Annotated in this window: 24 protein-coding genes and 2 tRNA genes; 10 read left to right on the top strand and 16 right to left on the bottom strand. The window is 40.4% G+C overall.

Translation table 11 applies throughout. The features are described from left to right. Positions 1-182 precede the first annotated feature (182 nt). Entirely contained in the window at positions 183-764 is a 582-nt protein-coding gene (locus FMM05_RS06985) for a sce7726 family protein (protein WP_143372624.1), read from the top strand. On the opposite strand, the gene FMM05_RS06980 is transcribed toward FMM05_RS06985, so the two are convergent. From FMM05_RS06980 to FMM05_RS06945, 8 genes are all read right to left on the bottom strand, one after another. After that, positions 721-1815: a beta family protein gene (locus FMM05_RS06980; RefSeq protein WP_143372623.1), complete on the bottom strand. Its 1095-nt coding sequence runs from the start codon at positions 1813-1815 to the stop codon at positions 721-723. The two genes, FMM05_RS06985 and FMM05_RS06980, sit on opposite strands and share 44 nt — an antisense overlap. Positions 1816-1825: 10 nt before the next feature. Continuing rightward, positions 1826-3079, bottom strand: coding sequence for a helix-turn-helix domain-containing protein (locus FMM05_RS06975; protein WP_143372622.1), 1254 nt, complete (start codon positions 3077-3079; stop codon positions 1826-1828). A gap of 12 nt (positions 3080-3091) precedes the next feature. Further along, the gene (locus FMM05_RS06970; RefSeq protein WP_143372621.1) at positions 3092-3544 is read right to left on the bottom strand and encodes a DUF6932 family protein; all 453 of its coding nucleotides are present in this window, start codon (positions 3542-3544) and stop codon (positions 3092-3094) included. Positions 3545-3706: 162 nt separating this feature from the next. Beyond that, on the bottom strand, positions 3707-4471 hold the full coding sequence (locus FMM05_RS06965) for a hypothetical protein (RefSeq protein ID WP_143372620.1): 765 nt from the start codon (positions 4469-4471) through the stop codon (positions 3707-3709). A gap of 194 nt (positions 4472-4665) precedes the next feature. Next, positions 4666-5910, bottom strand: a complete 1245-nt coding sequence (locus FMM05_RS06960) for a site-specific integrase (RefSeq protein ID WP_143372619.1) — start codon at positions 5908-5910, stop codon at positions 4666-4668. A 300-nt stretch (positions 5911-6210) separates the two neighbouring features. Next, positions 6211-6285, bottom strand: a tRNA-Pro gene (locus FMM05_RS06955). Positions 6286-6293: 8 nt separating this feature from the next. Then, positions 6294-6377: transfer RNA gene (locus tag FMM05_RS06950), tRNA-Ser, on the bottom strand. Between the two features lie 157 nt (positions 6378-6534). Further along, positions 6535-7101, bottom strand: coding sequence for a hypothetical protein (locus FMM05_RS06945; protein ID WP_143372618.1), 567 nt, complete (start codon positions 7099-7101; stop codon positions 6535-6537). Positions 7102-7261: 160 nt separating this feature from the next. Here FMM05_RS06945 and FMM05_RS06940 point away from each other — a divergent pair, with 160 nt between their 5' ends. The 4 genes from FMM05_RS06940 (at position 7262) to FMM05_RS06925 (ending at position 10894) form a co-directional block, all read left to right on the top strand. Next, a complete protein-coding gene (locus FMM05_RS06940; RefSeq protein WP_143372617.1) occupies positions 7262-7855 on the top strand; it encodes a TetR/AcrR family transcriptional regulator in 594 nt (197 codons plus the stop codon). 3 nt (positions 7856-7858) lie between these two features. Continuing rightward, positions 7859-8077, top strand: a complete 219-nt coding sequence (locus FMM05_RS06935; protein ID WP_143372616.1) for a hypothetical protein — start codon at positions 7859-7861, stop codon at positions 8075-8077. Positions 8078-8134: 57 nt separating this feature from the next. Continuing rightward, on the top strand, positions 8135-9382 hold the full coding sequence (locus tag FMM05_RS06930; protein ID WP_143372615.1) for an MFS transporter: 1248 nt from the start codon (positions 8135-8137) through the stop codon (positions 9380-9382). 72 nt (positions 9383-9454) lie between these two features. Then, positions 9455-10894 carry a PQQ-dependent sugar dehydrogenase gene (locus FMM05_RS06925; RefSeq protein ID WP_143372614.1) on the top strand — a complete coding sequence of 480 codons (1440 nt, stop codon included), beginning with the start codon at positions 9455-9457 and terminating at the stop codon, positions 10892-10894. Between the two features lie 36 nt (positions 10895-10930). Here FMM05_RS06925 and FMM05_RS06920 read toward each other — a convergent pair whose 3' ends face one another. Next, entirely contained in the window at positions 10931-12103 is a 1173-nt protein-coding gene (locus FMM05_RS06920) for a THUMP-like domain-containing protein (protein WP_143372613.1), read from the bottom strand. Between the two features lie 2 nt (positions 12104-12105). Further along, positions 12106-13188, bottom strand: coding sequence for an AI-2E family transporter (locus tag FMM05_RS06915; RefSeq protein ID WP_143372612.1), 1083 nt, complete (start codon positions 13186-13188; stop codon positions 12106-12108). Between the two features lie 186 nt (positions 13189-13374). Between FMM05_RS06915 and FMM05_RS06910 the strand changes: the two genes are divergently transcribed. Then, positions 13375-15111, top strand: a complete 1737-nt coding sequence (locus tag FMM05_RS06910) for a thiamine pyrophosphate-dependent enzyme (protein WP_143372611.1) — start codon at positions 13375-13377, stop codon at positions 15109-15111. A gap of 439 nt (positions 15112-15550) precedes the next feature. Here FMM05_RS06910 and FMM05_RS06905 read toward each other — a convergent pair whose 3' ends face one another. Next, entirely contained in the window at positions 15551-16189 is a 639-nt protein-coding gene (locus tag FMM05_RS06905; RefSeq protein ID WP_143372610.1) for a DUF4159 domain-containing protein, read from the bottom strand. A gap of 163 nt (positions 16190-16352) precedes the next feature. Here FMM05_RS06905 and FMM05_RS06900 point away from each other — a divergent pair, with 163 nt between their 5' ends. Next, on the top strand, positions 16353-16895 hold the full coding sequence (locus FMM05_RS06900) for a hypothetical protein (RefSeq protein WP_143372609.1): 543 nt from the start codon (positions 16353-16355) through the stop codon (positions 16893-16895). Positions 16896-17061: 166 nt separating this feature from the next. Here the strand turns inward: FMM05_RS06900 and FMM05_RS06895 are convergent, their stop codons facing one another. From FMM05_RS06895 to FMM05_RS06880, 4 genes are all read right to left on the bottom strand, one after another. Then, positions 17062-19245, bottom strand: coding sequence for a bifunctional alpha,alpha-trehalose-phosphate synthase (UDP-forming)/trehalose-phosphatase (locus FMM05_RS06895; RefSeq protein WP_143372608.1), 2184 nt, complete (start codon positions 19243-19245; stop codon positions 17062-17064). Positions 19246-19496: 251 nt separating this feature from the next. Further along, entirely contained in the window at positions 19497-20021 is a 525-nt protein-coding gene (locus FMM05_RS06890) for a DUF4269 domain-containing protein (protein ID WP_235894369.1), read from the bottom strand. Between the two features lie 13 nt (positions 20022-20034). Further along, positions 20035-20493: a DUF1456 family protein gene (locus FMM05_RS06885; RefSeq protein ID WP_143372607.1), complete on the bottom strand. Its 459-nt coding sequence runs from the start codon at positions 20491-20493 to the stop codon at positions 20035-20037. Between the two features lie 34 nt (positions 20494-20527). Further along, positions 20528-21346 (bottom strand): alpha/beta hydrolase, encoded by an 819-nt coding sequence (locus FMM05_RS06880; protein ID WP_143372606.1) that lies wholly within the window; start codon positions 21344-21346, stop codon positions 20528-20530. Positions 21347-21402: 56 nt separating this feature from the next. Here FMM05_RS06880 and FMM05_RS06875 point away from each other — a divergent pair, with 56 nt between their 5' ends. Then, complete coding sequence (locus FMM05_RS06875; RefSeq protein ID WP_143372605.1) at positions 21403-21804, top strand: TerB family tellurite resistance protein; 402 nt, start codon at positions 21403-21405, stop codon at positions 21802-21804. Here FMM05_RS06875 and FMM05_RS06870 read toward each other — a convergent pair whose 3' ends face one another. After that, complete coding sequence (locus FMM05_RS06870) at positions 21805-22560, bottom strand: alpha/beta hydrolase (RefSeq protein WP_143372604.1); 756 nt, start codon at positions 22558-22560, stop codon at positions 21805-21807. It lies immediately after the preceding gene. A 147-nt stretch (positions 22561-22707) separates the two neighbouring features. Between FMM05_RS06870 and FMM05_RS06865 the strand changes: the two genes are divergently transcribed. Together FMM05_RS06865 and FMM05_RS06860 are read left to right on the top strand one after the other, a co-directional pair. After that, positions 22708-23079, top strand: a complete 372-nt coding sequence (locus tag FMM05_RS06865) for a hypothetical protein (protein WP_143372603.1) — start codon at positions 22708-22710, stop codon at positions 23077-23079. A gap of 147 nt (positions 23080-23226) precedes the next feature. Then, a complete protein-coding gene (locus FMM05_RS06860) occupies positions 23227-23781 on the top strand; it encodes a TlpA family protein disulfide reductase (protein WP_143372602.1) in 555 nt (184 codons plus the stop codon). Positions 23782-23863 lie beyond the last annotated feature (82 nt).

The following is a 23863-nucleotide window of genomic DNA, read 5'->3' as shown; positions in this document are numbered from 1 at the left end:
GCGTTAATTAGGAAAGCATAACTACCTAATTAGCCTGATTAATCACAATGTAATATAGTACTGTGCTCCAATTTATTATTATTTCGCCTTAGCTAATAGTAATTATCATCAATATATACGGTAATTTTATCGTTCTTTGCAAGTATTTTTTTGAGTTATACTTGATAAAAAATTACATTATTATGACAGACCCAATTATAAGAACTGCATTTCACAAAGATATTTTAAAAAGCGCACACCAAGATGTTGACACAATTGTTGTGGATGAACTAGGGTTAAAAAACGGACAAGTTAGGGCAGATATAGCTGTGCTTAATGGTAAATTAGTTGGATATGAAATTAAGGGAGAACGTGATAGCCTTGTGAGGCTTTTGCCACAGGTTGATGCATATAGTGAAGTCTTTGAAAAGGCGTATATTATAACTGCTGAAAAACACTTAGATAAAGTCATGAAATATATACCCGAGTGGTGGGGTATTTATGTTATTAAACTGAACTCAGATAATAAAATTTTATTCCAATATGAACGCAAAGCAATGCTTAATGAAAGTAGAGATGTCTATAGGATAGCCCAATTGTTATGGAAGTCCGAGGCTGCCGAAATTTTATCTCATCATTTTGGTTATAAAATTAAAAGTGTTTACACTAGACAACAATTGTATTCTTTGTTGGCGGAAGCTTGCAATCCAAATTTAATGTCAGAGCTTGTATTAAAATATCTTAAAAATCGCGAGGGTTGGAGAATAGGTCAGCCACAACTTTAGTAAAGTGATGATTATTTCCAGCCCAATTCCATACAGTAGGACTTCCTGGTTTAACTTTACCTGTGCAACAATCTGTTAATTGTTGATCACCCTTAGAAAAAGTTTGTCCTGCAAAAAATGATTCTTCAGTAATTTTAGTCGCCTGTGTGACATATTGTTTGTAATCATCAGATGTTTTTAGTGCAGTACCTTTTAATACATACCATTCATCATTAATCGTATAACGAATATTTGCGCTCCGAGACATTTTAAGTGGGTCAAAAGTAAAATACCCGGGTGATACTATTCCATAGTCTCCAAAGTTAATAACTCGATTATAAGATTCACCGGATAATTTCGCGCTTACTTTTTTAAAACATTTCCAGTCATTTCTGGGAATATAGTTATCTCCTTTCATTATCAAATTGGTCTGGGGAAAAGCTCCTCCACAAATTGAAAATGATTTCCATTCCTTGAATTTTGGGAATACTTCCAAAATATTGATGATAGCATCTGAAAAATCTTCTAAATAGGAAAAATCTGAGTTAGATAAGTCCAAAATTAAGTGACTATTAGTCACCTTAAGTGATAATCCGTCTAATAATGAAAACAAGTTATTACTTAAATTTGTTGAAATATCATTAATTGTTACACGTATGCCTAATTCCTGTATTTGATAAAGTGAGATTATCTTTTGAAGTGCCCCAATTTCAAATGTTGATGGCTTTACCCTAGCTATAGGTACAGGTATAATGGGTATTAATATTTGCTGAGCAAGTTGGCTATAAATATATTCTAAGCAACTAACACCATTAATTAATTGCTCATTCAATAGATGAGTATCTATAAAGCACTGATTATTAGCCCACTTTTTTAAAAATTTTTTATGGCAGAAATTGTGAATATGCTCTTCTAAAGTTTTCGGCTTTTTACCAGTTTGATTGTCAAACTCAAGAGGTGTAATGTCGAAAAGTGGACAAGTATGCCTCCTAGTAAAGACATCTAACTTTGAAAGGGCAGTAAATTCCCCTTCTTTCGACTTTAACACAGCTAAATAAAATGAACTATCCATGACTAATGCTTTATTTCTCAAAATGTTTTCTCACTTCGCCTTGACCAATCAAATCTGTAAATAAGTAATACTTACCAGTTTCCCTTCTAATTCTTCCCGCCAGTAATGCTGGATGTATATTCATCATTTCAGACTGATTTATAATCGTTTCGTACGATGGATTGAATCTAACAAGAGATTTACGCCACAATTCATCTGGTATTAAGGCATTTAAGGCATAAACATCTGCTTCATGCTCTATTCCATCTATTTTCACATCTAAATCATCAAAAATAGCATTCAAATTCTCATTTAAATGTAGAACAATATGAGCTATTTCATGAAACAATACGAACCAAAAATTATCTAATCTATCATGACGGAGGGTCATTGCTATTACCGGCGATAAATCATCTAATAACAATGCCGCGCCATCCAAAAAAGTCCCTTCTAAAACCGGCTCAATTATAAACCTAATACCGCTCTGATCAAGATATTTGGCAACTTTGAGAGGGGCATCTTCTTCAATACTTATTTCAGCCAATGATTTCAGCCATGATGAATTAATTACATCTTTGTGAAATACATTATCAGGTTCCTTATTTTTTGCTTGAAGTAATACTCGTGCATACCAGGCCTTAAGTGCAAACTCATTTAAATTACTGCCTGTCCGAATTGATTTTTTTGTTAGGGAATATTTAAAATTGTTAATTCCCGCCGCAGAAAATAACTCAGCTAAAAGTTTGGGAGACTGTTTTACCGCATCATTATACGATCCTAAGAATGTTCCAAACCAATTACGTTGAAACATCTGTTTGAATGGATAATTTTTTATGTCTAATATTTCAGGTGCCTCTGTCGATTTAAGTTGAACATCTGCGTTTAATTTTAATTTTAGTTGATCAGCAATCCGTATTAGTGTTTTCAAACTTGCTGACGAGTATTTCTCTGATTCATAACGCTGTATCTGTTGCATTTTCATACCTAATCTTTCAGCAAGTTCAGATTGTGTTAGCTGGTTTGCAATTCTGGATCTGATGAGTGCTAGCGGTAATTGATCAATATTATCGATTTCAGAAATAATAATCTTACCATCTTTTAAATCTTCATACTCATTTACTTCATCTAATAGTTCATTAAGTTTCGAATAAATAGCATTACGGTGAGCTTCAACTAATTTAGGATGAACATTTGCAGGGAGCGTAAAAGATAGACCCTCCAGTGCATTTTTAAAATCATCAACTTGTGATTTCACTATTTTGTACTGTCTGTCGTTCGTAATCATTTTTCTTTACTTTTATCTTAAATAGTTAGCAATTCTTATGATACCTTTTTTCTCACCACTTTCCTTATCCTGCTGGAAAAAGTCTAAGAAAGGCTTCCCACTTGATTGCTCAATCCAGAAAGCTGGAAAATATTCCCCTTTATATTTTTTCTTTTGAGCTTCTCTGCCTTTATCAAAAACCATAAATACAGGATCTAACAAATCTGGATTTACAAAAGTTGCATCCCAACAAATTTCATAGTCATTTGGAATAGGTTTTCCGGTTACGTAGCTACCGTCTAAAAAAAGTTGTGGACAACCGGCTCTAAACATAATCTCAACTCCCCGTTTCATTCCTTCAAATAAATCAAGTCGATGGGGATTATTAGCTAAACGGCTATAGACCTCATCTATATCTGAATTCCATATCCCTGCAGGCAGCAAAGGCCAAAGTGCATTTTCAACAATTATAAATTCTGGAATCATAGACACAATTATTTTGTTGTGTCATCAAATGTACAACTTATTATCGAATAATAAGTATTACTGAAGATCAAATTAAAGTTTTATTCGTGTTTACTTTAAACTATTAAACTGTCCCACAGTAGCTTCTAAGATTGCTATTGTCTATAGCAACAATGTAACACACTATTTACTCTTATTACTTGACACTATCCTGTAGAGTTTATATTTCTCTTGAATGATACGATATTTAATTCCTGGTACATCTTTGTTGGCTGGGAAGTAACTTCTGAGAGTTTGTGAGCTGATTTCCTCGTCACCATGCTGAAAATACTTGCATATCATCTTTACCCATACCATCTCAGTGGAAGGGCGCAACAGACGCATTCCTGAGTCTTCAGGAAGTTTGAGTTCTGGTAATTGCTGGATTAAGTCAACAAGAGTGTAAAGATAGCCTTTGGTAATCCTGATTTTCTGATCAGTCTCAAAAGCTTTCATTTTTTGTATAAGTTTTTCTTTTTGGGCGAGTTCCCTTTTAAGGGAAGAAATTTCGCTGTCATAACGAGTAATAGTGATATCTACCGGGTCACGATATCCAAAAATATTGATGGAGACAAGGTAGTCCCTGAAGGTGCGCAAGCATTTTAGGTTAGCTCTGTGGATGGCATGATTAGTAGAGAAGGGAGATTCTTTCCGAAGTGCTTCGATATGGTCGGCTACAATTTCCCGGACATGGCTATAAAATTCTGCCTCATTGCATTTACCTGTGCTCGTAGCATAATGCATGTGATAATGATAATATGCTTCCTGTTCATTAATACCTATCTTATATAGCCTGGCAAGGAAATGATTGTCATCATATAGGTTCCACAACCCGACAGGACTGCCAATCTCATATCGGTGCTGTCTCTTTTTAAAGGGGCGGCGTGTCTTGAAGTAAGTATCTTTCATAATAATACTTTTTTAGGAATTCGCAGTAATACGTGGGAGGCAGCCTAAAAGCCTGCCTCTTACAAAGATAAGATATACAAAGTTTTGATTGGTATGCCTTACAAAATAAACTCAACAGAAAAAGGTCAGACACTGTCTGACCTTTTCTAATTGCGCAGACACTGTCTGCGTTTTTCAATAATTGTGGAATACTATCAAGCCTCCTTTACCGAAGCCTGGGCTAAACGTTGCCGTAATTTGCCCATATCTTCACTGAGCTTGCTTTCTACGACCTTTGCATAGATTTGTGTTGTTCTAATGCTGGTGTGGCCTAGCATCTTTGATACGCTTTCTATAGGCACACCATTGCTTAGTGTAACAGTGGTTGCAAAAGTGTGTCGGGCAATGTGAAAGGTCAAAGCCTTGGTTATACCACAAAGGTCTGCAATCTCCTTTAGGTAACCGTTCATTCGTTGGTTTGAGATTACAGGGAATACCGTACCGCTGTTCTGTGCCCTAGGGTTATCCCAATATTTCTCCATCACCTCCCTTGCCTGTGGTAATATTGGTACACGTACAACTGTGTCTGTCTTTGCCCTGCTTGTTGATATCCAAAGACCTCCATCAATCCCTGTAGTAATATTATCTGGCGTAAGCTCAGCAAGATCGATGTAGGCTAGCCCTGTATAGCAGCTAAAAATGAACATATCCCGGACATGATTCAGGCGATCGATAGCGAACTGTTTATTTTCCAACCCTGCAAGTTCTTTACTGGTCAGACACTGTCGTTCTACTCTGTCAAAATGCTTCTTAAAACTAGCAAAAGGGTCTTTAGGGAGCCAGTCAAGCGTTATGGCCATGTTTATCATTTTGCGCAGGCGTTCAATATGCTTCATGATACCATTGTTGTTTAAAGGCTTTTGATGGTCTTTGGGAGTGTAGTGGAACAAATAGCTCTCAAAGTCCAAGATGAACCTGTAATTCAGCTCTGAAAGCAAGATATCGTTCCTATAGTACTTCTCCCTGAGAAATTTATTAATATACCGCTGTGTGGTCTTGTAATTCTTCATAGTGCCTAGAGCCAGTTTATGCGCCGATTCCTGATTATGATATTCTATCAGTTTCCCTAAAGTCATCATCTCTTCATCACTACCTACAAATAGTAGCTTTACTGCGTCTACTGTGACCGTCTTACGTTGCTGCACCAGATTATGGTATCCATCGGCAATTAATGTCCGTATCCTTTCTATATGGCTGTTAAGCTTAATGATTTCGTTATTTTTTCCCTTTGCACGACCTCTTACATCATCCCAATCTTTTGCTGCAATTTTTTTCTTAAGAGAAATTTCTGTCCGGCGGCTATTTACTGTAATACGGGCATATACAGTAGCTAAACCATTTTTGTCTTGTCTTGGAATCCTGATAATGAATTGGATACCAAAGGTGTTCTTGCTTTTCATACAAATACATTTTGTGTTAAACTGATACATCTTGTCCGCGTATGCTGAAAATGACTCACAGAAAGCAGTTCAAAAAGGTATCAAAAGACCACAAAAAGCACTAAATATAATCACTATAAAATACTGTATAACAATATGTTAAGTGCTTTCTGGTGAGTCAAATTTAAAACATTAATTTTACTCACCGAATAACTCACATTTAGACTGATATTCTTTGGCATTTTATGATATGAAATAAAACAAAAAACCCGCAAATACATAGTATTTGCGGGTTTATGACAGCTTTTGGAAGCTTGTCAGTCGGGGTGGCAGGATTCGAACCTGCGACCTCCTGGTCCCAAACCAGGCGCGATGACCGGGCTACGCTACACCCCGAAAAGAAGCGGAGAGACAGGGACTCGAACCCTGGCGACGTTTGCACGTCGACAGATTAGCAATCTGCTCCGTTACCACTCCGGCACCTCTCCTCTTTTACTCTAAAGACATTAAGCCTTTTTTGCGGTTGCAAATGTAGCTTTTTTATTTAATTATGTGCAACTATTTTTAAAGGTTTTTTAAAATATTTTACGCAATAATTTCAAAGTATTTAACAGTCAGGCTTATGCATTATTAAATTTGTGTAAATTATTTTATGCATTTAAGCGCGTTCATAAAATAGCTCTCAGGGTTATATTTCCTGGCCATAGTCTCGCTTTGCAGCTCATTTTTAATGGTATAGTCCACAGTTTCAGTAGCATATTTTACCCTTATAAACGATATGGGCGATTTTTCAAGCTCCTCAAGCGTGCCTTTTGTAAAAAGGAACACGCCCGTTAATATACGGATGTTGTTTTTCTCTTTTTCATCATAAATCAAGCCGGAGCATTGCTCTTCGGTAGCGCTAATCAGGGTAATAATTTTGCCGTTTAAAAGCTGTATATATATTTTTGAAGCACTGTCTAGACAGGTGGCGCGGGTAAAATCGGTACTTTTAGATAGCAGCTGAAAATTAAGCAAGGGTACACCCTGGCTGTTGCTAAGGGAAAAGAAAACAAACTGCGAGGTGCCTCCAAATACTTTTTCGTGCATAAGGTATTCTCTTGTCGTTTTTAATTCCTGCCCGGCTGTAGCATCGTTAACACTGTAGTCGCAATCCTGTGCATTAGCGGTTAACGAATAGGCAAATAATAATCCGAATAATAATTTCTTCATTATAGTGAGTTCAAAAAAAGGTCGTTTTACAATTTATTTAGGGCAGTTATACCGCCGCCAAATATAAATAAATTAAACGATTAAGATTGTAAGAGTAAATTTTTGTTGATAAATGAATGAACATTCATTTATATTTATACCTTTGTTGAAAAATTAGAATATGCGTACAAGAGATACCGATAAAGAAAAGCTGGTTACTCAAAAAGCAATAGAGCAGATTGTGCAGGACGGCTTTCAGGGGTTTAGCATGAACAAGCTTGCAAAGGCCTGTAATATATCGGTAGCAACGCTGTATATCTATTATAAAGATAAAGACGACCTGATAGAAAAGATAGGGTTTGAGATAGGTAGCAGGTTTTTTTCGTCTACCGTTAAAGATTTTTCTCCTGATATGCCGTTTGAAGAAGGGCTATGGAAGCAATGGCAAAACAGGGCTGCATTTGCTATGGCAAACCCTTTAGAAGTTGCCTGTTTAGAAGTTATAAAGCATTCGCCGCACAGGGACAGGATAATGGCATCAGACAAATTATCCGACTTTAAAGAAATTATGAAACGTTTTATTACCAATGCTTTAAATAATAATGAACTCGTACCTATGAGTTTTGAAGTTTTTTGGAGTGTTGCTTATGGCCCCTTATATACATTACTCAACTTTCATCGTGAAGGTAAAAGCATGGGCGGTAAGCCTTTTAGCCTTACTGCCGCGATGATGGAAGAGGCTTTTAAAGCCTCAGTTAAAGCCCTAAAACCATAGATTATGGAAACTACCCAGCTATACATTTTTAAAACCGATATTGGCAAGCTATGCGCTAATTGCGAAGTGCATAAAGCCCTTGATAACCACACAGGCATACAACAATGGAGTATAGATAGTGAGGATGTTGATTGTGTACTTCGTGTAAGCACTACCAGCCTTACTGCGGGTGCCATAATAATTCTTATCAATAGCTTAGGGCACAAATGTCAGGAACTGTAAACGGAGTTCTATCATCAATCAAATCAATTTATTACCCATCATCAATCATTAAAACGAATGGAAACTACCATACCGCAGGCACCTGCGTTTACATCACATCAAAAATTTATAATTGCCATACTGGCGCTCCTTCAATTTACTGTAATACTCGATTTTTTGGTTATGTCGCCCTTAGGTGACATCCTTATGAAAAGCCTTGATATGAGCACATCTAAATTTGGCTATGCCGTATCGGCCTACGCATTTAGCGCAGGAACATCAGGACTATTAGCAGCCGGTTTTGCCGATAAATTCGACCGTAAAAAACTATTGGTGTTCTTTTATACCGGTTTTATACTGGGTACCTTGTTTTGCGCCCTGTCTACCAATTACTGGATGTTACTTTCGGCACGTATTGTAACCGGGCTTTTTGGCGGGGTAATCGGTTCAGTGTCACTTGCCATAGTAACCGATTTATTTGTTATCCATCAGCGTGGGCGTGTAATGGGCTTTATACAAATGGCTTTTGCTACAAGCCAGATATTGGGCATTCCGTTAGGGCTTTACTTTGCAAACCACTGGGGCTGGCATTCGGCATTTTTAATGATCGTGGCTTTGGCTGTAGTTATACTTATTGCCGTAATCTTTAAAATGCAGCCGGTTAACAAGCATTTAGAACTTCAGTCCCATAAAAATGCATTCCTGCACCTTTGGCATACGCTTGGCAACAAAAACTACCAGATTGGGTTTGCTGCCATCGCGTTACTATCGGTAGGAGGTTTTATGCTACAGCCATTTGGCAGCGCTTACCTGGTAAACAACATACACATAAGTCACGAACAGCTGCCCATGGTATTTTTCTTTACAGGATTGTCTGTGCTTATAATTATGCCTTTAGTTGGCAAGTTAAGCGACAGAGTTAGCAAGTTCTGGCTCTTTGCAGCGGGATCTGCCATATCAATCGTTATGATATTAATTTATACCAATCTTACACCCATACCGCTATGGCAAATTGTGGCGCTTAACATGGTGCTTTTTATGGGCATTATGAGCCGAATGATACCCGCTACTACCTTAAACACGGGCGTTCCTGACATGAAAGACCGTGGAGCTTATATGGCCATCACATCATCATTACAGCAAATTGCAGGTGGTATAGCAGCTGTTTGCGCAGGGTATATAGTACATCAGGAAACCCAAACGAGTCCGCTCGAAAATTACAACATATTGGGCTATGTAATTGCTGCGGTAACACTATGCTCAGTATGGTTTATTTACAGGGTAGACAGGCTTGTAAAACCTAAAGACGAACCCACTAAAGTTTAATTTGGGCAACTACACGGTTATAGTAAGAATTTTAGTAGATTTGAGTTCCAAAACTAACTAAAATTCAACTATATGTCTAAATATTTAGTCATGTCGGTCGTGGCGTGCAGTGCGCTTACATTAAGCTTTGCCTTTAAAAGCAATAATAATGGTTACGGACCTGTAAAAGCTACTAATTACGTTACATCGGCTGCCACACCGGCCGAAAACTACGCCAACTATTGCAGTGGATGCCACGGCGAAAAGATGGACGCTTTTACCGACAGGCAGTGGAAGCACGGCAACAACTTAAACGACCTAATTAAAGCTATTAAAAACGGCTATGCCAATGAGGGTATGCCCGCTTTTGGGCAAACGTTTACCGATACCGAGATTAAAGAACTATCTGAATATATCCTGAAAGGCATTAAAAATGTTGAGGCTTATAATTTTGATGCCGAGCCGGTTACCAGCACTTTTACTAGTGAGAAACTTACCGTAAAATTAGATACTATTGCCACAGGGCTTGATGTGCCTTGGGGCATTGGCTTTTTGCCCGATGGCCGTATATTGGTAACCGAAAGGGCAGGCAGGCTGTACGCCATTAAAAACAAAAAGAAGCAGGAAATTAGCGGCGTGCCGGAGGTGCTTAACCAGGGGCAGGGCGGCCTGCTTGATGTTTTGGTACACCCGGATTTTGCTAACAACAGCTTCATTTATTTTTCCTATTCTAAACCTAAAAAAACAAGCGAAGGTACATTGGCAACTACAGCTGTTATGCGCGCCAAACTTGTTGGTAATAAGCTAACTGACAGTAAAATAATCTTTGAAGCCTTACCGTATGCACCAACACGCCACCACTATGGCAGCCGTATGGTTTTTGATAAAGACGGTTACATTTTCCTTTCGGTGGGCGAACGTGGTAACGAAAAGCAGAATCCGCAAAGCCTTGAAAATAACCAGTTGGGTAAAATTCATCGCATAAAAGATGATGGCAGTATACCTGCCGATAACCCTTTTAAAGATAAAGCCGGCAAGCCTACTACGTTGTATTGCTATGGTAACCGTAACCCGCAGGGACTGGCTATTAACCCGTTTACAGGCGCACTTTGGGAAAATGAGCACGGCCCACGCGGTGGTGATGAGATAAACATCATACAGCCCGGTAAAAATTACGGCTGGCCGCTTACAAGCTACGGTATTAACTATGATGGTAAGACGATTACCGATAAAACCACGGCGCCAGGCATAACCAACCCGGAGCTGTACTGGATACCTTCAATAGCACCATCGGGCATGGCATTCATAATCGGCGATGTTTACAAACCGTGGAAGGGCGCAGTACTTGTAGGCTCTATGCGTTTTAAATACTTAAACCTGTGCTACCTTGACGGTAATAAAATTGTGAAGGAGGAAAAACTCCTTAAGAATATTGGCCGCCTCAGGGACGTTCGCGTTGGCCCGGATGGTTTTATATATGTAGCTGTAGAAAAGCCCGCAGCAGCCGTTTACAGGCTTGTGCCGGTAGAATAGGTTAAAATGATAGGCAGTTAGCCTTAACTATAGTATTTAAATTTTGGAACAAACCAACACCACCTTTTCACTATTGCTGTTCGTAGTAAAAAAAGCATAGGTATCGCCGCCGTCCTTAATCTGCCATTTCTTTAATAATTCCGGTACGGGTAGGGGGAAGTTACGTACCGTAACGTTCATTTTCATGCCTTCAAAAGGCTTCATTTCAGCTTTTTGGTAGGGCAGTATTTGATTAATCTCAAAGCGCCTTCCGGGGAAATCAATAAGTTCGTCAGATGTATATAACTGCGAGTGCTTGTGCAGCTTATCTAGCTTATAATGGGCACTCACGGCATCAAAAGCACCTGATTTCATTATGGCGCTGTTGGGTTCATACAGATACTTTTTAGGCAGGCTGTACGTCGCTTCGGTGCTGTCGCCCAAGGTGGTTTCAAAAACCTCTTCGCCATCTTTGGTAATGCAAACGGCCTGTATCATGGGGCTACCGGTAAAGCCTTTCTGTAATACCCAAAGCAGTTCCTTAACCTCGTTGTACAGCGCGAGTATATGCACCGCCTTAACCGAATGCAGTTCGCTCAATCCGGCTGTAATATCCAGCAGGGGGGCCGTTTTTATCAGCAGGTTATCAGTGTATTTAAAGTAGGTATCAAGCAGGTTGGGTATGCTGGGCAGGCAATCCTTCAGCATAAAAACTTTGCCTTTAGTGTCGCTTCTGCGCGATGGGTCGGCATAGATCCAGTCCCATTTACGGTTGGTAAGCGTCAGTACATCAAGACTGTCGCCGGGAAGGCACTCAATATTGTCTGCGCCCAAAGTCTTAAAATTGTGCGCCGCAATAGCCGAAAGCTCCAGGTTCATTTCGCAATGCGTAACCTGCAGCATTACCTTGCTAAAGTAGTAATCGTCAATGCCAAAGCCACCGGTAAGGTCTATCAGGCTTTCGCCCGACACTAGTCCTGATTTATACTTTGCCGCAATTTCTGATGAGGTTTGTTCTACTGAAATTTTGGAAGGGTAGATGATGTTTTCGGCTTTAAACCACGTAGGTAGCTTATCCTTAGCCTTTTGGCGTGCGGCTATCTGTGCAATAATATCAGTAAAAGGCACCTCCGGGAAGGGATTCTTTTGCAATGCAAGTTTGGTAACATCATCCTGTGTATGATTGCGGATGTACTGTTGGATTTCGGGCTGTAATAACGTAGAGAGCAAGGCTATATATCTTTAGTAAGTACTTTAACAACAGGGTTTTTAGGGAAAAATTCTTTAGCAACAACCTTAATACAGGTGTACAACGGTATGGCCACAATCATGCCCAATACGCCAAACACAAAACCGCTTGCAAGTATTACAATAAATATTTCCAGCGGGTGCGAATTAACGCTGTTGCTAAAAATAAGCGGCGAGCTAATATTGTTGTCTATAAATTGTGCAACGCTGTAACCTATAACTACATACAAAGTTGTAGAGAGCATTTCGCCCTGGGTTTCAGGCCCTATATTGCCCAGCAAAGTTAATACAATTACTAAAACTGTAGCTATAACAGGCCCTATGTAAGGTATAATGTTTAACAGTGCCGTTATAAAGGCAATTATAAAAGCATTCTTTACGCCAAAAATTAGCAACGTAATCAGGTATAAGGTAAACAACACCGTCATTTGTATGATAAGCCCAATAAAATAGCGGCTTAGCAGGTAATTTATCTTTCTAAAAGAAATAAGTATTTTATCTTCGTGCGCATCAGGCAATATTTTTTTAGCGTTGATAGCGAATAACTTACGGTCTTTTAAAAAGAAGAAGCTGATGAACATTACCGATGCTAATCCCATACCAAAACCGCTCAGTATTCCTAATATGGAATTAAGAACTACAGGTATAAAATTAAAGTTTAGCTTAGAAGTAAGGTTTGCATCTTTTATAAGCTTCTGTGCATCAATGCCAAAGTAGTCATTTACTTGAGTTATCAGTTGGTTTACATCGGCTTCAAGTTTGGCCGTATCTAATAAGGATAGGTTTTCACTTTGGGTTACTATAAGCGGAACGAACATCATAATAAATCCCGCCAGCAGGCTGATGAAAAACACAAGGGTTACAATAACTGCCAGCACATGCGGAAAACGCAGCTTTCGCTTTAAAAAATATACTACCGGGCTGGCTATCATGCTTAATATCAGGGCAACAAATAAGTATATTAATACGGTTTGTATTTGATATATAAAAAGCAACCCTACAAAAATAGCGGCCAGTATAAGCACTGCCCTTACTATTCCGTTAGCAATGGTTTTAGAAGTTATCATGGTATAGTTTGGTGTTTTGAAGTATCGAATGTATGAAAAAAATTACTAATGTTTCAGGCTTTAATACAACATTATGATATGGCCCATAAACGTTATTAAAGCGTTAATTATGCCATAACCAGTGCTTTTGTTGCCTAAATTTATAGCTGATTTTAACTGTTTTACCAATATAAACTACCACAGATTATGGGAAAGAAAGTTGCCGACCAGATTGTTGAAATGCTGGTACAAAACAACGTAAAAAGAATATATGCCGTTACCGGCGACAGCCTTAACGAACTTAACGATGCTGTGCGCCGCAGCGGAAAGATAAAATGGATACACGTGCGCCACGAAGAGGTTGGTGCCTACGCTGCTGCCGCTGAGGCGGAGCTTGACGGACTCGCCTGTTGTGCAGGGAGTTGCGGCCCCGGCCACGTACACCTTATAAATGGTTTGTATGATGCCCACAGAAGCGGCGTTCCGCTAATTGCCATAGCCTCAACCATCAATACACCGGAATTTGGAACTGATTACTTTCAGAGTACCAATACCACCCGCCTTTTCGACGATTGCAGCTGCTATAACGAGATCGCCACCACAGCCGAACAGGCCCCGCGAATGCTGCAAACGGCCATTCAGCATGCGCTGCACCAAAAGGGGGTAGCGGTGTTCGGGCTGCCTGGAGATGTGAGCGAACTGCCTGCTGTTGAAAGCATTACCGCTATGCAAAACTACCGCAATAACCCGGTTGTGAGGCCTAACGATAACGAACTCGGCCAGCTTGCTATGATATTGAATGCCAGTCCTAAAGTCACTATATTTAGCGGTACGGGAGCCGATGAAGCCCATGATGAGATAATTGCCCTTGCAGGCCTGCTTAAAGCGCCTATTGGTTACTCGTTTAGGGGTAAAATGGGTATGCAATACGACAACCCATATGAGGTGGGTATGACAGGATTACTGGGGCTGCCATCTGCGTATCATGCTATGCATGAGGCAGATGTGGTATTGTTGCTGGGAACCGATTTTCCGTATGCCGCGTTCATGCCTACCGATAAAAAAATCATACAGATAGACCTGAAACCCGAGCGCTTGGGCCGCCGTGCCAAGCTGGAGCTGGGCCTTTGCGGAAACATTAAGCATACTGTGCAGGCGTTGCTGCCGTTAATTGCTGAAAAGCAGGATGATAGCTTCCTGATGGCGCAGTTGGCATTGTATGAAAAAGTGAAGGAAAACCTTAATATTTATGTGAACGACCAGGGTGAAAAGAACAGGATATCGCCTGAGTATGTGGCACATACAATAGACAGGCTTGCCGCCGATGATGCCATTTTTACGGTAGATACCGGCATGTGCTGCGTGTGGGGTTCCCGCTACCTTCACGGTACGGGCAAGCGCAAACTGCTGGGCTCGTTTAACCACGGCTCTATGGCAAATGCCATGCCTATGGCTATTGGTGCGGCACTTAGCCACCCTGAACAACAGGTAGTTGCGCTTTGTGGCGATGGCGGACTCTCTATGTTGTTGGGCGATTTAGCTACCATCCACCAATACAAGCTGCCTATTAAGCTTATCGTGTTTAATAACAGGTCGTTAGGGATGGTAAAATTGGAGATGGAGGTTGCCGGACTACCTGATAATGAGACTGATATGGTTAACCCTGATTTTGCCTTAGTGGCCGCTGCTATGGGCTTTAGGGGCATCACAGTTGATGAACCTAAAGAACTTGAGCCTGCGCTAAGAGAGGCTTTTGCATCGCATGGGCCTGTGCTTTTGAATGTTATGACGAACCCTGACTCGCTTGCCATGCCTCCTAAAATTGAGTGGAAACAAATGGCGGGCTATGCCACAACCATGAGCAAGCTTATTTTAGGCGGTAAAATGGATGAAGTTTTAGATACCGTTAAGGCAAATTATAAACACCTTAAAGAAGTTTTATAACATAGTACATTGCTTACAATGTATACGTATTTAGCAGTAAAAATTAATCATGAAAACTGAGTGAAAGGCAATATTAAAATATGCTGATTTAGAGAATATTAATTTTTAATATTTCACTTTCGGATTTTGGAATGTGCCTTTTTTTTGCAAGATCGCATAAAACATAAAAAACAGCCGTGTATATACTTTACAGGGCTGTTTTTTGTTTTGTAAATTGTATGAAATGATGTAAAGTTTGTTTTACTGAAAGAACGGCTTCAGTACTGCGGGTTGTTTGATATTGTTGCGAGCGGAATGCAATGGAGCGTGGCAATCTTATCGTTGTGTTTCAAAATTATGAGATTGCCACATTCCGCTACGCTTCATTCGCAATGACAGTGCGTGAAGTAATCGTTGATTTAGTAATACGTAATACGTAATACGTAATTCGTAATTAAAATTATTCCTTAAACGCGTAGTTCACAATATTGGCACCCATGCGTAGTGCTTTTGTGCGCACTTCAACAGGGTCGTTGTGCACCTCCTGGTCTTCCCAGCCATCACCAAGGTCGGTTTCCAGGGTGTAAAGCAGTACAAGGCGGTCTTCTATAAAAATACCCCACGCTTGCGGCGGTTTGTTATCATGTTCATGAATTTTTGGCATGCCCTGTGGGAAAGCAAATGGTCCCTTATAAATTTCGTGGTTTATGGGTACCTGTGTCAGTTCTTTATCGGGGAAGATCTTTTTGATCTCTTTACGGATAAATTTATCCATACCGTAGTTATCATCAATATGTAAAAACCCGCCCGATGTAAGGTAGTTGCGCAGGTTAATCACGTCATTATCGCTAAATACCACGTTGCCATGGCCCGTCATGTGTACAAAGGCATACGAGAAGAGGTCGGGGCTACCGGCCTCAACCACGCTGGTTTTGGGCTTTAGCTTAGTGTTAATATTCTGGTTGCAAAACTTAGCCAAATTAGGTAGTGAGGTAGGGTTGCCGTACCAGTCGCCGCCGCCGGAATATTTTAGCACGGCGATTTCCTGGGCAGTAAGCAGGGCAGGCAGGAGAGCAATTATATATAAGAGTTTTTTCATTTAAGGTTAATGTTTATCGGATTGTAAATATATAAAAACCACCGTCAATAATTAAAACATAAACAGGGGCAGCCATATTTTTAGTGTAGGTTTATCAATTTATTTCATAACTACTGTATTTTTGTATAGCAGGCTGCTCATCCTGCAAATAATATCCAATCTTATGACAAAATATTTCAAAACGATACTGTTTTTACTATTTGCTTTTACTACTATTACTATTAAGGCGCAAACAAAAATGATAGTAGGTGAAAAGCACACCATATCTGTCGATGTGCCAAAAAACTGGCTACTTGCGGTAGATAATAAGGTTCCGTTTTTTATTAAGACCAATGTAATAAACGACCATGAACTTAATTACATGTATGTGTACGGGATTGATTATGAGGATAACCCTAATATGGACCAGTGGATTGATGGAAACAATGATTATATGAAGCAGAACTTTCCGGGCATAAAAATAGATACCCTTAAACTCAGCTTCCCCAACATCAAAAAAGACGATTTCGCAACAGGGCGTTATAATGTTGTAACCTATTTGTACCCCGACGGTAAAAAGGAGGCACTCTTAATAATTGAATGCACCCACACTATTGCCACAGTAGTGATGAGTTCGGCCAACGCATCGGAATTTGAAAAGTATCTGCCATCGTTTAAAGAGATAGGCAGTAGCGTAAAAATTTTAGGCACAAATTTAAAAGAGTAATTTAGTTTACAGTCTTAGTTACAGCATACATTCATACCCGCCTTGTAAATAAGCTGGCTCATGACAATCTGAAATCACAATCCAATCTTTACAATCTTTACGATTAGGTTGTAATATTTTTATCTTAGCGAAACTTTGTGGCTTCTTTGCGGTACTTTGTGTAACCTTACTTTACTACAGAACGCTCTTCTAACTGATTCAAAAACTCCAATACCTCTTCTACAGTGCTAACCCTGTATTTTGCGGCAGTATTGCCGGGGCCTACTTTAACCGAAAATTCAGTGTTGCCGGTTAGTTGTTCAAATAAATCCTCATCGGTTTTATCATCGCCAAAGGCCAATACGAAATCGTGCGGATTGCATAAAATCTTATCACGGCAGGTAGAGCCCTTATGCGCCATAAAGTGTTTAACCTCAATAACTTTATTGCCGTCTATAATTTGGGTAGGGGTGTTGTACAGGTGGTTTTTAAGCAGGGTAAGCAACTCACGAGATGTTAAGAAACCCTGTTTCTCATCTACATTGCGGTAATGCCACGCCACACCAAACTCTTTAACCTCAATAAAACTCTCGGCATTGGTGTTTACGTACTCCTGCATCACATCAATAACGCGGTCTTTCCACTCCGGTACACCCTGGATAATAGGTTCCCAGCCACCGCGCTTAATATAACCGCCGTGTTCGGCCACAAGGCCCACAGGTAAATGTCCCAGGTATTTTTCTAAGAAATTCTTATCGCGCCCGCTAATTATCCACACCTCATTTTTAGGATTGGATGCAAGGCTGGTAAGCAGGTTAATAAGCATATCATCGGGCACGGCCAACTCAGGTTTCGATTTTAGGTTAACAAGTGTACCGTCAAAATCCAATAAAAGCAATCGCTTATGTGCCTGTTCAAATTTCTCAAACAATTCTGCCTTAAGCTTTCCTTTTAACGGCTGTGCCTGGTTATCGTGGCTGTGCATTTCTTCGGTTTCGCTTAAAAAGCGGCTTGCCCACCTAAACACGTCGTGCGTGCGCAGGTAATTTTGCATGCGCTGCATACGGCGTTCCTGCTCGCTTTCGTCCATTAGCAGGGCAAGGTTTATTTTTTCGGCAATAAGCTCAGTATCAAACGGATTGATGGTAATGGCTTCCTGCAATTCTTTCGCAGCACCCGCCAATACGCTTAAAAGCAGCACGCCACGCAGGTCTTTACGGGCGGCAACATACTCTTTTGCCACAAGGTTCATACCGTCGCGCACAGGCGATATTAACGCCACATGAGCACTACTATAAAGTGCAATAAGCTTATCAAAATCAACCGACTGGTATTGGTACACCACGGGTGTCCACTTATAGTTACCCAATGCACCGTTAATGCGGCTAATGTTGTTCTCTATCATGCGCTTACGCTCGCCATATTTGCCAATTTCTTCACGCGACGGAACGATAACAAGCAGGAACACTACTTTTTCTTTCCACTCAGGGAATTTTTCTAAAAAGCTTTCAAATGCATTAAGGCGGTTATTGATGCCTTTGCTGTAATCCAGCCGGTCTACCGAAAATATGACTTTTTTGTCGTGGTACAGTTCGGCAATCTCGTTGCGCAGGGCAATAACATTGGGTTTATCGTAAGCATCGTAAAACTTATCAAAATCGATACTGATAGGAAAGGAGCCCACCTTGGTGCGGTGGCTGTCCTGGCTAAACACAAAGCCGCGCTGGTTAAGGCCCAGTATCTTTTCTACACACTCGGTAAAATGTATGGCATTATCCCAGGTATGAAACCCCACGAGGTTGGCGCCCAGCATACCCTCCAGTAAGTAACGCTTAACTTTGTTGGGCATGATCCTGAAGATCTCGAAATTAGGGAAGGGTATGTGCAAAAAGAACCCAATTTTAGCATCGGGGTGTTGCTGGCGGATTAAATTAGCAAGCCCTAAAAAATGGTAATCGTGTATCCATACAATATCGCCGGGTTCGTAAATTTCGTTTACTTTGTCGGCAACGATCTGGTTGGCAGTTTTGTAGGCTTCAAACGCTTCGTCGTTATATTCCATATATGACGGAAAGTAATGAAACAGCGCCCAGAGCACCGAATTGCTGAATACATTATAAAAATTCTTGTTGAGTTTTTTATCAAGGAAAACGGGTTCTATTTCAAAATTTTTGCTGAAGCCGTCTTTATGGTTTTCCCACGTACTTTTCTCAAAATCGGCTACGCCCACCCATGTTAAGTTGGCATTGCTTTTCTCAGAATACGAGAGTACTGCTGTGGCCAGGCCACCCGCGGTTTGGGTAATTGTAGTTTTTCGGTTTTGCTTTTTTATAGACAGGGGCAACCTGTAAGAAATGGTAATAATTTTCATGTATGGCTTTTTCGCCTGCGGGGTGTAGCCCGTACAGGCTATTTATGTAAAGTTACAAAAGCCTTATTTTAAAGGGGGTTTATAAAATGTTACTTAACATTTTATTAGGGCTGTTTTATGGGTATCGTAACTATTGTTATAAAATATTACCGATTTTTATTCTTGGAATTTTACTTGCAGATAAGGAACGCGGATGCAGGCAATCGCGCCTGCCCGAATGGCACAGGCGGGGATTTAACGCATTTTAATTGTTACAGCACATATTCTAAAAGCGCGAGATAAGGATTGCCATTAAGGCCTAATAATTGAGCAAAAGCGGGTTCGGTTTTTAGGCCGGATTGCTTAAGGGCAATGATTTTGTTTTTAAAATCATCGCCTTTTTGCTGTAAGATCTTGTATTCTATAACCATGTGGCTGTAGCCCAATTGCTCCTTTACCGGAATATTTTGCCCAAAAATTTCGACTTCCAAACCATCGGCAAAAAAATTGGCAATGATGCTTTTTTGATTGTTGATGATGGCTTCCCTAAGCGTGAAGCCATTAAAACCCGAAAAATGTCGGGTTACATCCTGCTTAAAAACTTCAGCATCCTGCCAGTAGCATAAAATATCAAGGTCGCTGCCCTTAACCGCAATATCAAGCGGAAACGTACCGGCAAGCATAGGTGTATAGCCACCAAGCAGCGGCATAATGTTATGGCGGGTCAGCACCGTAAATGCTTCGCGCTGCATGGTGCTGCCTTTTGCAAGGTAGTGTAGGGTTGTAAACGTATCCACAAAAAAGAAGGGGTTATCCTTTTTTATTCTTGCCGTTGTTAAACTTAACCTGCTCTACAACAGGTGCCGGTTTTTTAGTTTTGTCGAATTTTTTGTTTTGAGAGGGGCCTTTTTTAGCGGCAGGCTTGTTAGCAGCCTTTGGCCTTGGGGCAGGTGCGCCTTTAGATGACGCTGATTTTTCTGTGCTGATAAACGGCTGATTTTTAACGGCTTCTTTGTTTTTCTCAATAACATCCATGGCATTGGTAGGGTTATCTTTAGTGCCACGAAGGTGAATTACAAGCCCGTTTAAAAAATTACGCAATACCTGGTCGCCACACTCCATATAGTTAGGGTGGTCTGCATTGCGAAAGAAAGCGCCCAGCTCTGCCTTAGAGATCCTAAAATCTACAAGTTCTAATATTTGTACGATCTGGTCGTCGCGAAGCTGCAATGCTACACGTAATTTTTTAAAAACGTCGTTGTTATTCATAAATAATATTTTGGCAAAGATAGTGTTTTATCAATCACTTACCTATTTGCTTTTCTTCGGCCATGAGCCATGTAATGGCCTCGGCAAATTCGCGTGACCAAAGCGCCTCGTTATGATTGCCGCCGGGCACGATTTTTTTCTTTAACCGGTTAGGCTTGCGGTCTTTTTTACGCACCAGCTGGTACATACGGTTCAGGTCGGGTACCATATCCTTACTCTCCTTATCGCCCGCCATAAAGTATATTTTAGCATCAATATGGTCTACATACTCGGTAAGCTCAAAAATATCTTTGGTAAACCAAAAGGAAGGGGAAAACACTCCTGCTTTGCCAAAGGTATCGGGGTAATTGATAAGCGCGTAATACGAAACCAGCCCACCCAATGAACTGCCAAAGAGCGCCGTGTTTTCGCGGTCTTTTTTAGTGCGGTAACGTTTATCAATATCCGGTTTAAGGGTATTCATTATAAAGTCGAGGTACACATCAGCGCCGCCGCCGCCATATTGCTCATTCTTGTAAGGAGTAAGCTCTTTGGTACGTTCATCGCCGCCGTGCTCTATCCCAACCACAATAACCTCGACCTTAAGGCTGTCCAACGTTTCATCTACGCGCCATTCGCCTGCAAAAGAAGTGGTTTTATCAAACAGGTTTTGCCCGTCGTGCATGTACACAACCGGGTAGCTTTTAGATGTTTTATTGTAATTATACGGCAGGTACACCCATATTTTTTTAGATGTGTTAAGCTCATGAGCCAAAAGGCTATAGGAGCTAACATTAGGCGATACCGTTTTTTGCTGAGCCTTTCCACCCGCCACTGTTAGCACCGCAAAAAATAAAAACAAGTAAGGTTTCATAAAATGGTTTGTTTTTTTAGGCCAAATAAGATATTTTAGCGAAAAATAGTGCCGATATGAATACATACGAAGAAAAGCTGAGTTTATTGTCTGAAATGATCGCTTTTGCAAAAATAGATGGCGAGGTACACGAACGCGAATACCGTTTTTTGAGTATCGTGGCAGAGCAGCTTCGTGTGGAAACCACTGCCTTTAAAGAACTATTTAAACATCCTGCGCCTAAAAAGGTACTAAAAACCGAACATGAGCGCATACTGCAATTTTACAGGCTGGCACTGCTAATGCAGGCCGACGGCGTTTTACACAGCAATGAGCAAAAGGCCATACGCGAAATGGGTATTAATATGGGCCTGAGCCCTTTTGCCATGAAAAGCGTACTTGTAGAGATGCAACGATCGCCTACAGGGCTTATCGACCCGGAGGTGCTATTGGCTTTGTTCAGGGCACAGCAGAATTAATTAATCCATTAGCCAGCTGTAGGCATCGCTAAATTCCTTTCGCCACAGCTTTTCGTTGTGGTGGCCGTTATGCACTATTTTTTTATGCACCTGTTCTTTGGTAGTTACGCGCTCTAAAACCAATTGCTCCATCTGCTCTAAATCGGGCAGCATGGCCTGGCTTTCATGGTCGCCCGCCATAAAGTATATGCGGCCTTCTATGTGCTTTACGGTTTCCATCAGGGTGAAGATCTCTTCGCTAAACCAAAACGACGGCGAAAACACCCCGGCATTGCCAAACACGTTGGGGAACTTTAACAGCGCATAAAACGATATTAACCCGCCAACCGAACTGCCAAATATCGTGGTGTTTTTTGTATCCGATAGCGTCCTATAGTTCTCATCTACATACGGCTTAAGTGTATTTACAATAAAATCAAGGTAATCATCGGCATGGCCGCCACCATATTTTTCGTTTTTATAAGGCGTCATCTCATCTATACGGCGATTAATGCCGCCGTGTTCTATCCCTATTATTATAGCCTCCGAATGCAGGTCGTTAAGTTTGTCCTCCACAAACCATTCACGCTTAGGCGATTCGGTATGGTTAAAAACATTTTGCCCGTCGTGCATGTAAATTACAGGGAAGCTTTGTGCAGTATCGTTATAATTATAAGGCAGGTACACCCAAATGGTTTTGTCGCGGCCCAGTTGCGGGGCGTTAATTGTAAATTCGGTTACGGTGCCTAAGGTCTTATCTTCAGAGGTGGTTTTCATGTGTTGAAAATACTATTTCGGCAGCAAATAGCGCAGTGTTTTGTGTAATTTTTAACCTGTGCGTAATTTATATTTAATCACAATCTTAACCCAATATGAGGTTGGCCACCCGCCAATTACAGTACCTTTAAGAAAATAACAAAATATATGTCAGGGAAAAAACAATTTGGTGTATGGATGGATTCGCACCATGCAACCGTAGTGGGCAGGGAAGATGTAACTGAAGGAAAATTTATTGTACTGGGCCATGCCACTAATGAGGGTGCTGAAGGTAACAGCAGCGAAAATGCCGCTAACAACCATGAAATTACGCTTAGGCAAAAATTTTTTAAAGAAATTACTGCCTTTATGCAAAACGTAGATGCCATACACATAACCGGTACGGGCGATGCCCAGGAGCAGTTTATTAAATACCTGTCGGAAACGCCGCAGTATAAAAATGCCGTCGCTAAAGAAAGCACATCGAACAAAATGAGCGATGAAAAATTTGTAGAAATGATTGAGGCTAATTTTAATTAACACCTCTTATTTTATACCATATTCCGGACTGCCTTAGTGATAAGGCAGTTTTTTTATGGTTATTTTTATGGGGTGGCCTTATGATTTTTAACATAGGCGTGCAACCATTGTGTAATTTTAAGCGTCTATATAATAAAACCAATAACCATGAAACGATTTTTACTACTATTTGCCTTTGTATGTTCTATATACGTAAATGCGCAGCAAACAAAAACCGAACCTAAAAATGTAAATATTACCACTGTTGATAGTAACGATATTTACAAACTGGCGCAAAAGTCGGGTAAAAAAAACACCCTGTTTTACACCTTTGGCATTTGGTGCGAACCGTGCCGCCTGCATTTGCCTACTGCCATTAAACTGTCTAAAGACTATGATATGGAGTTTTATGTGCTGCTGGTTGATCCGCAAACCAGCGAGAAGATTACCGGAGCTGTTGATTATTTACAAAAACTGGATGAAAACATTAAGATCGCGGTCTTAAAAGATGCGGTATATGGCGATAAAACCAATAAACGCAACAAAAAGTTTGTTACCGAAATTACCCCGCCACAGTTTGAAAACATAGATGATTTTTCTAAGTATATTGTGCTGAATGCAGAAGGTAAAGTGATTATGGTTACCAACTATAAAGATAACCCCGGTGACTGGAAAGACGACAGTGATATGGTTAAAAGCAGGATTGAGCCGCTGTTAAAGTAATTAAGCTCTTATTAGTAATCCAACGCAGTGAAGTGGGGAAATCTCAATGTTAAATAAGAGATATTCCTCCCTGCGGTCGAAA

It is taken from the genome of Flavobacterium zepuense (genome assembly GCF_007097145.1).
GTDB classification, from domain to species: Bacteria; Bacteroidota; Bacteroidia; order Flavobacteriales; family Flavobacteriaceae; genus Flavobacterium; species Flavobacterium zepuense.
The sequence above is the reverse complement of the archived record's forward strand: the minus strand, read 5'-3'. Positions and strand labels throughout refer to the sequence as shown.

Bases quoted from the DNA above. Each gene is read 5' to 3' on its own strand.
- FMM05_RS06960 (WP_143372619.1), bottom strand. From the start codon at position 5,910: ATGAAAAGCAAGAACACCTTTGGTATCCAATTCATTATCAGGATTCCA.
- FMM05_RS06985 (WP_143372624.1), top strand. From the start codon at position 183: ATGACAGACCCAATTATAAGAACTGCATTTCACAAAGATATTTTAAAA.
- FMM05_RS06935 (WP_143372616.1), top strand. From the start codon at position 7,859: ATGGAAACTACCCAGCTATACATTTTTAAAACCGATATTGGCAAGCTA.
- FMM05_RS06930 (WP_143372615.1), top strand. From the start codon at position 8,135: ATGGAAACTACCATACCGCAGGCACCTGCGTTTACATCACATCAAAAA.
- FMM05_RS06885 (WP_143372607.1), bottom strand. From the start codon at position 20,493: ATGAATAACAACGACGTTTTTAAAAAATTACGTGTAGCATTGCAGCTT.
- FMM05_RS06905 (WP_143372610.1), bottom strand. From the start codon at position 16,189: ATGAAAAAACTCTTATATATAATTGCTCTCCTGCCTGCCCTGCTTACT.
- FMM05_RS06910 (WP_143372611.1), top strand. From the start codon at position 13,375: ATGGGAAAGAAAGTTGCCGACCAGATTGTTGAAATGCTGGTACAAAAC.
- FMM05_RS06875 (WP_143372605.1), top strand. From the start codon at position 21,403: ATGAATACATACGAAGAAAAGCTGAGTTTATTGTCTGAAATGATCGCT.
- FMM05_RS06860 (WP_143372602.1), top strand. From the start codon at position 23,227: ATGAAACGATTTTTACTACTATTTGCCTTTGTATGTTCTATATACGTA.
- FMM05_RS06925 (WP_143372614.1), top strand. From the start codon at position 9,455: ATGTCTAAATATTTAGTCATGTCGGTCGTGGCGTGCAGTGCGCTTACA.
- FMM05_RS06980 (WP_143372623.1), bottom strand. From the start codon at position 1,815: ATGGATAGTTCATTTTATTTAGCTGTGTTAAAGTCGAAAGAAGGGGAA.
- FMM05_RS06975 (WP_143372622.1), bottom strand. From the start codon at position 3,079: ATGATTACGAACGACAGACAGTACAAAATAGTGAAATCACAAGTTGAT.
- FMM05_RS06945 (WP_143372618.1), bottom strand. From the start codon at position 7,101: ATGAAGAAATTATTATTCGGATTATTATTTGCCTATTCGTTAACCGCT.
- FMM05_RS06865 (WP_143372603.1), top strand. From the start codon at position 22,708: ATGTCAGGGAAAAAACAATTTGGTGTATGGATGGATTCGCACCATGCA.
- FMM05_RS06870 (WP_143372604.1), bottom strand. From the start codon at position 22,560: ATGAAAACCACCTCTGAAGATAAGACCTTAGGCACCGTAACCGAATTT.
- FMM05_RS06900 (WP_143372609.1), top strand. From the start codon at position 16,353: ATGACAAAATATTTCAAAACGATACTGTTTTTACTATTTGCTTTTACT.
- FMM05_RS06895 (WP_143372608.1), bottom strand. From the start codon at position 19,245: ATGAAAATTATTACCATTTCTTACAGGTTGCCCCTGTCTATAAAAAAG.
- FMM05_RS06970 (WP_143372621.1), bottom strand. From the start codon at position 3,544: ATGATTCCAGAATTTATAATTGTTGAAAATGCACTTTGGCCTTTGCTG.
- FMM05_RS06965 (WP_143372620.1), bottom strand. From the start codon at position 4,471: ATGAAAGATACTTACTTCAAGACACGCCGCCCCTTTAAAAAGAGACAG.
- FMM05_RS06915 (WP_143372612.1), bottom strand. From the start codon at position 13,188: ATGATAACTTCTAAAACCATTGCTAACGGAATAGTAAGGGCAGTGCTT.
- FMM05_RS06880 (WP_143372606.1), bottom strand. From the start codon at position 21,346: ATGAAACCTTACTTGTTTTTATTTTTTGCGGTGCTAACAGTGGCGGGT.
- FMM05_RS06940 (WP_143372617.1), top strand. From the start codon at position 7,262: ATGCGTACAAGAGATACCGATAAAGAAAAGCTGGTTACTCAAAAAGCA.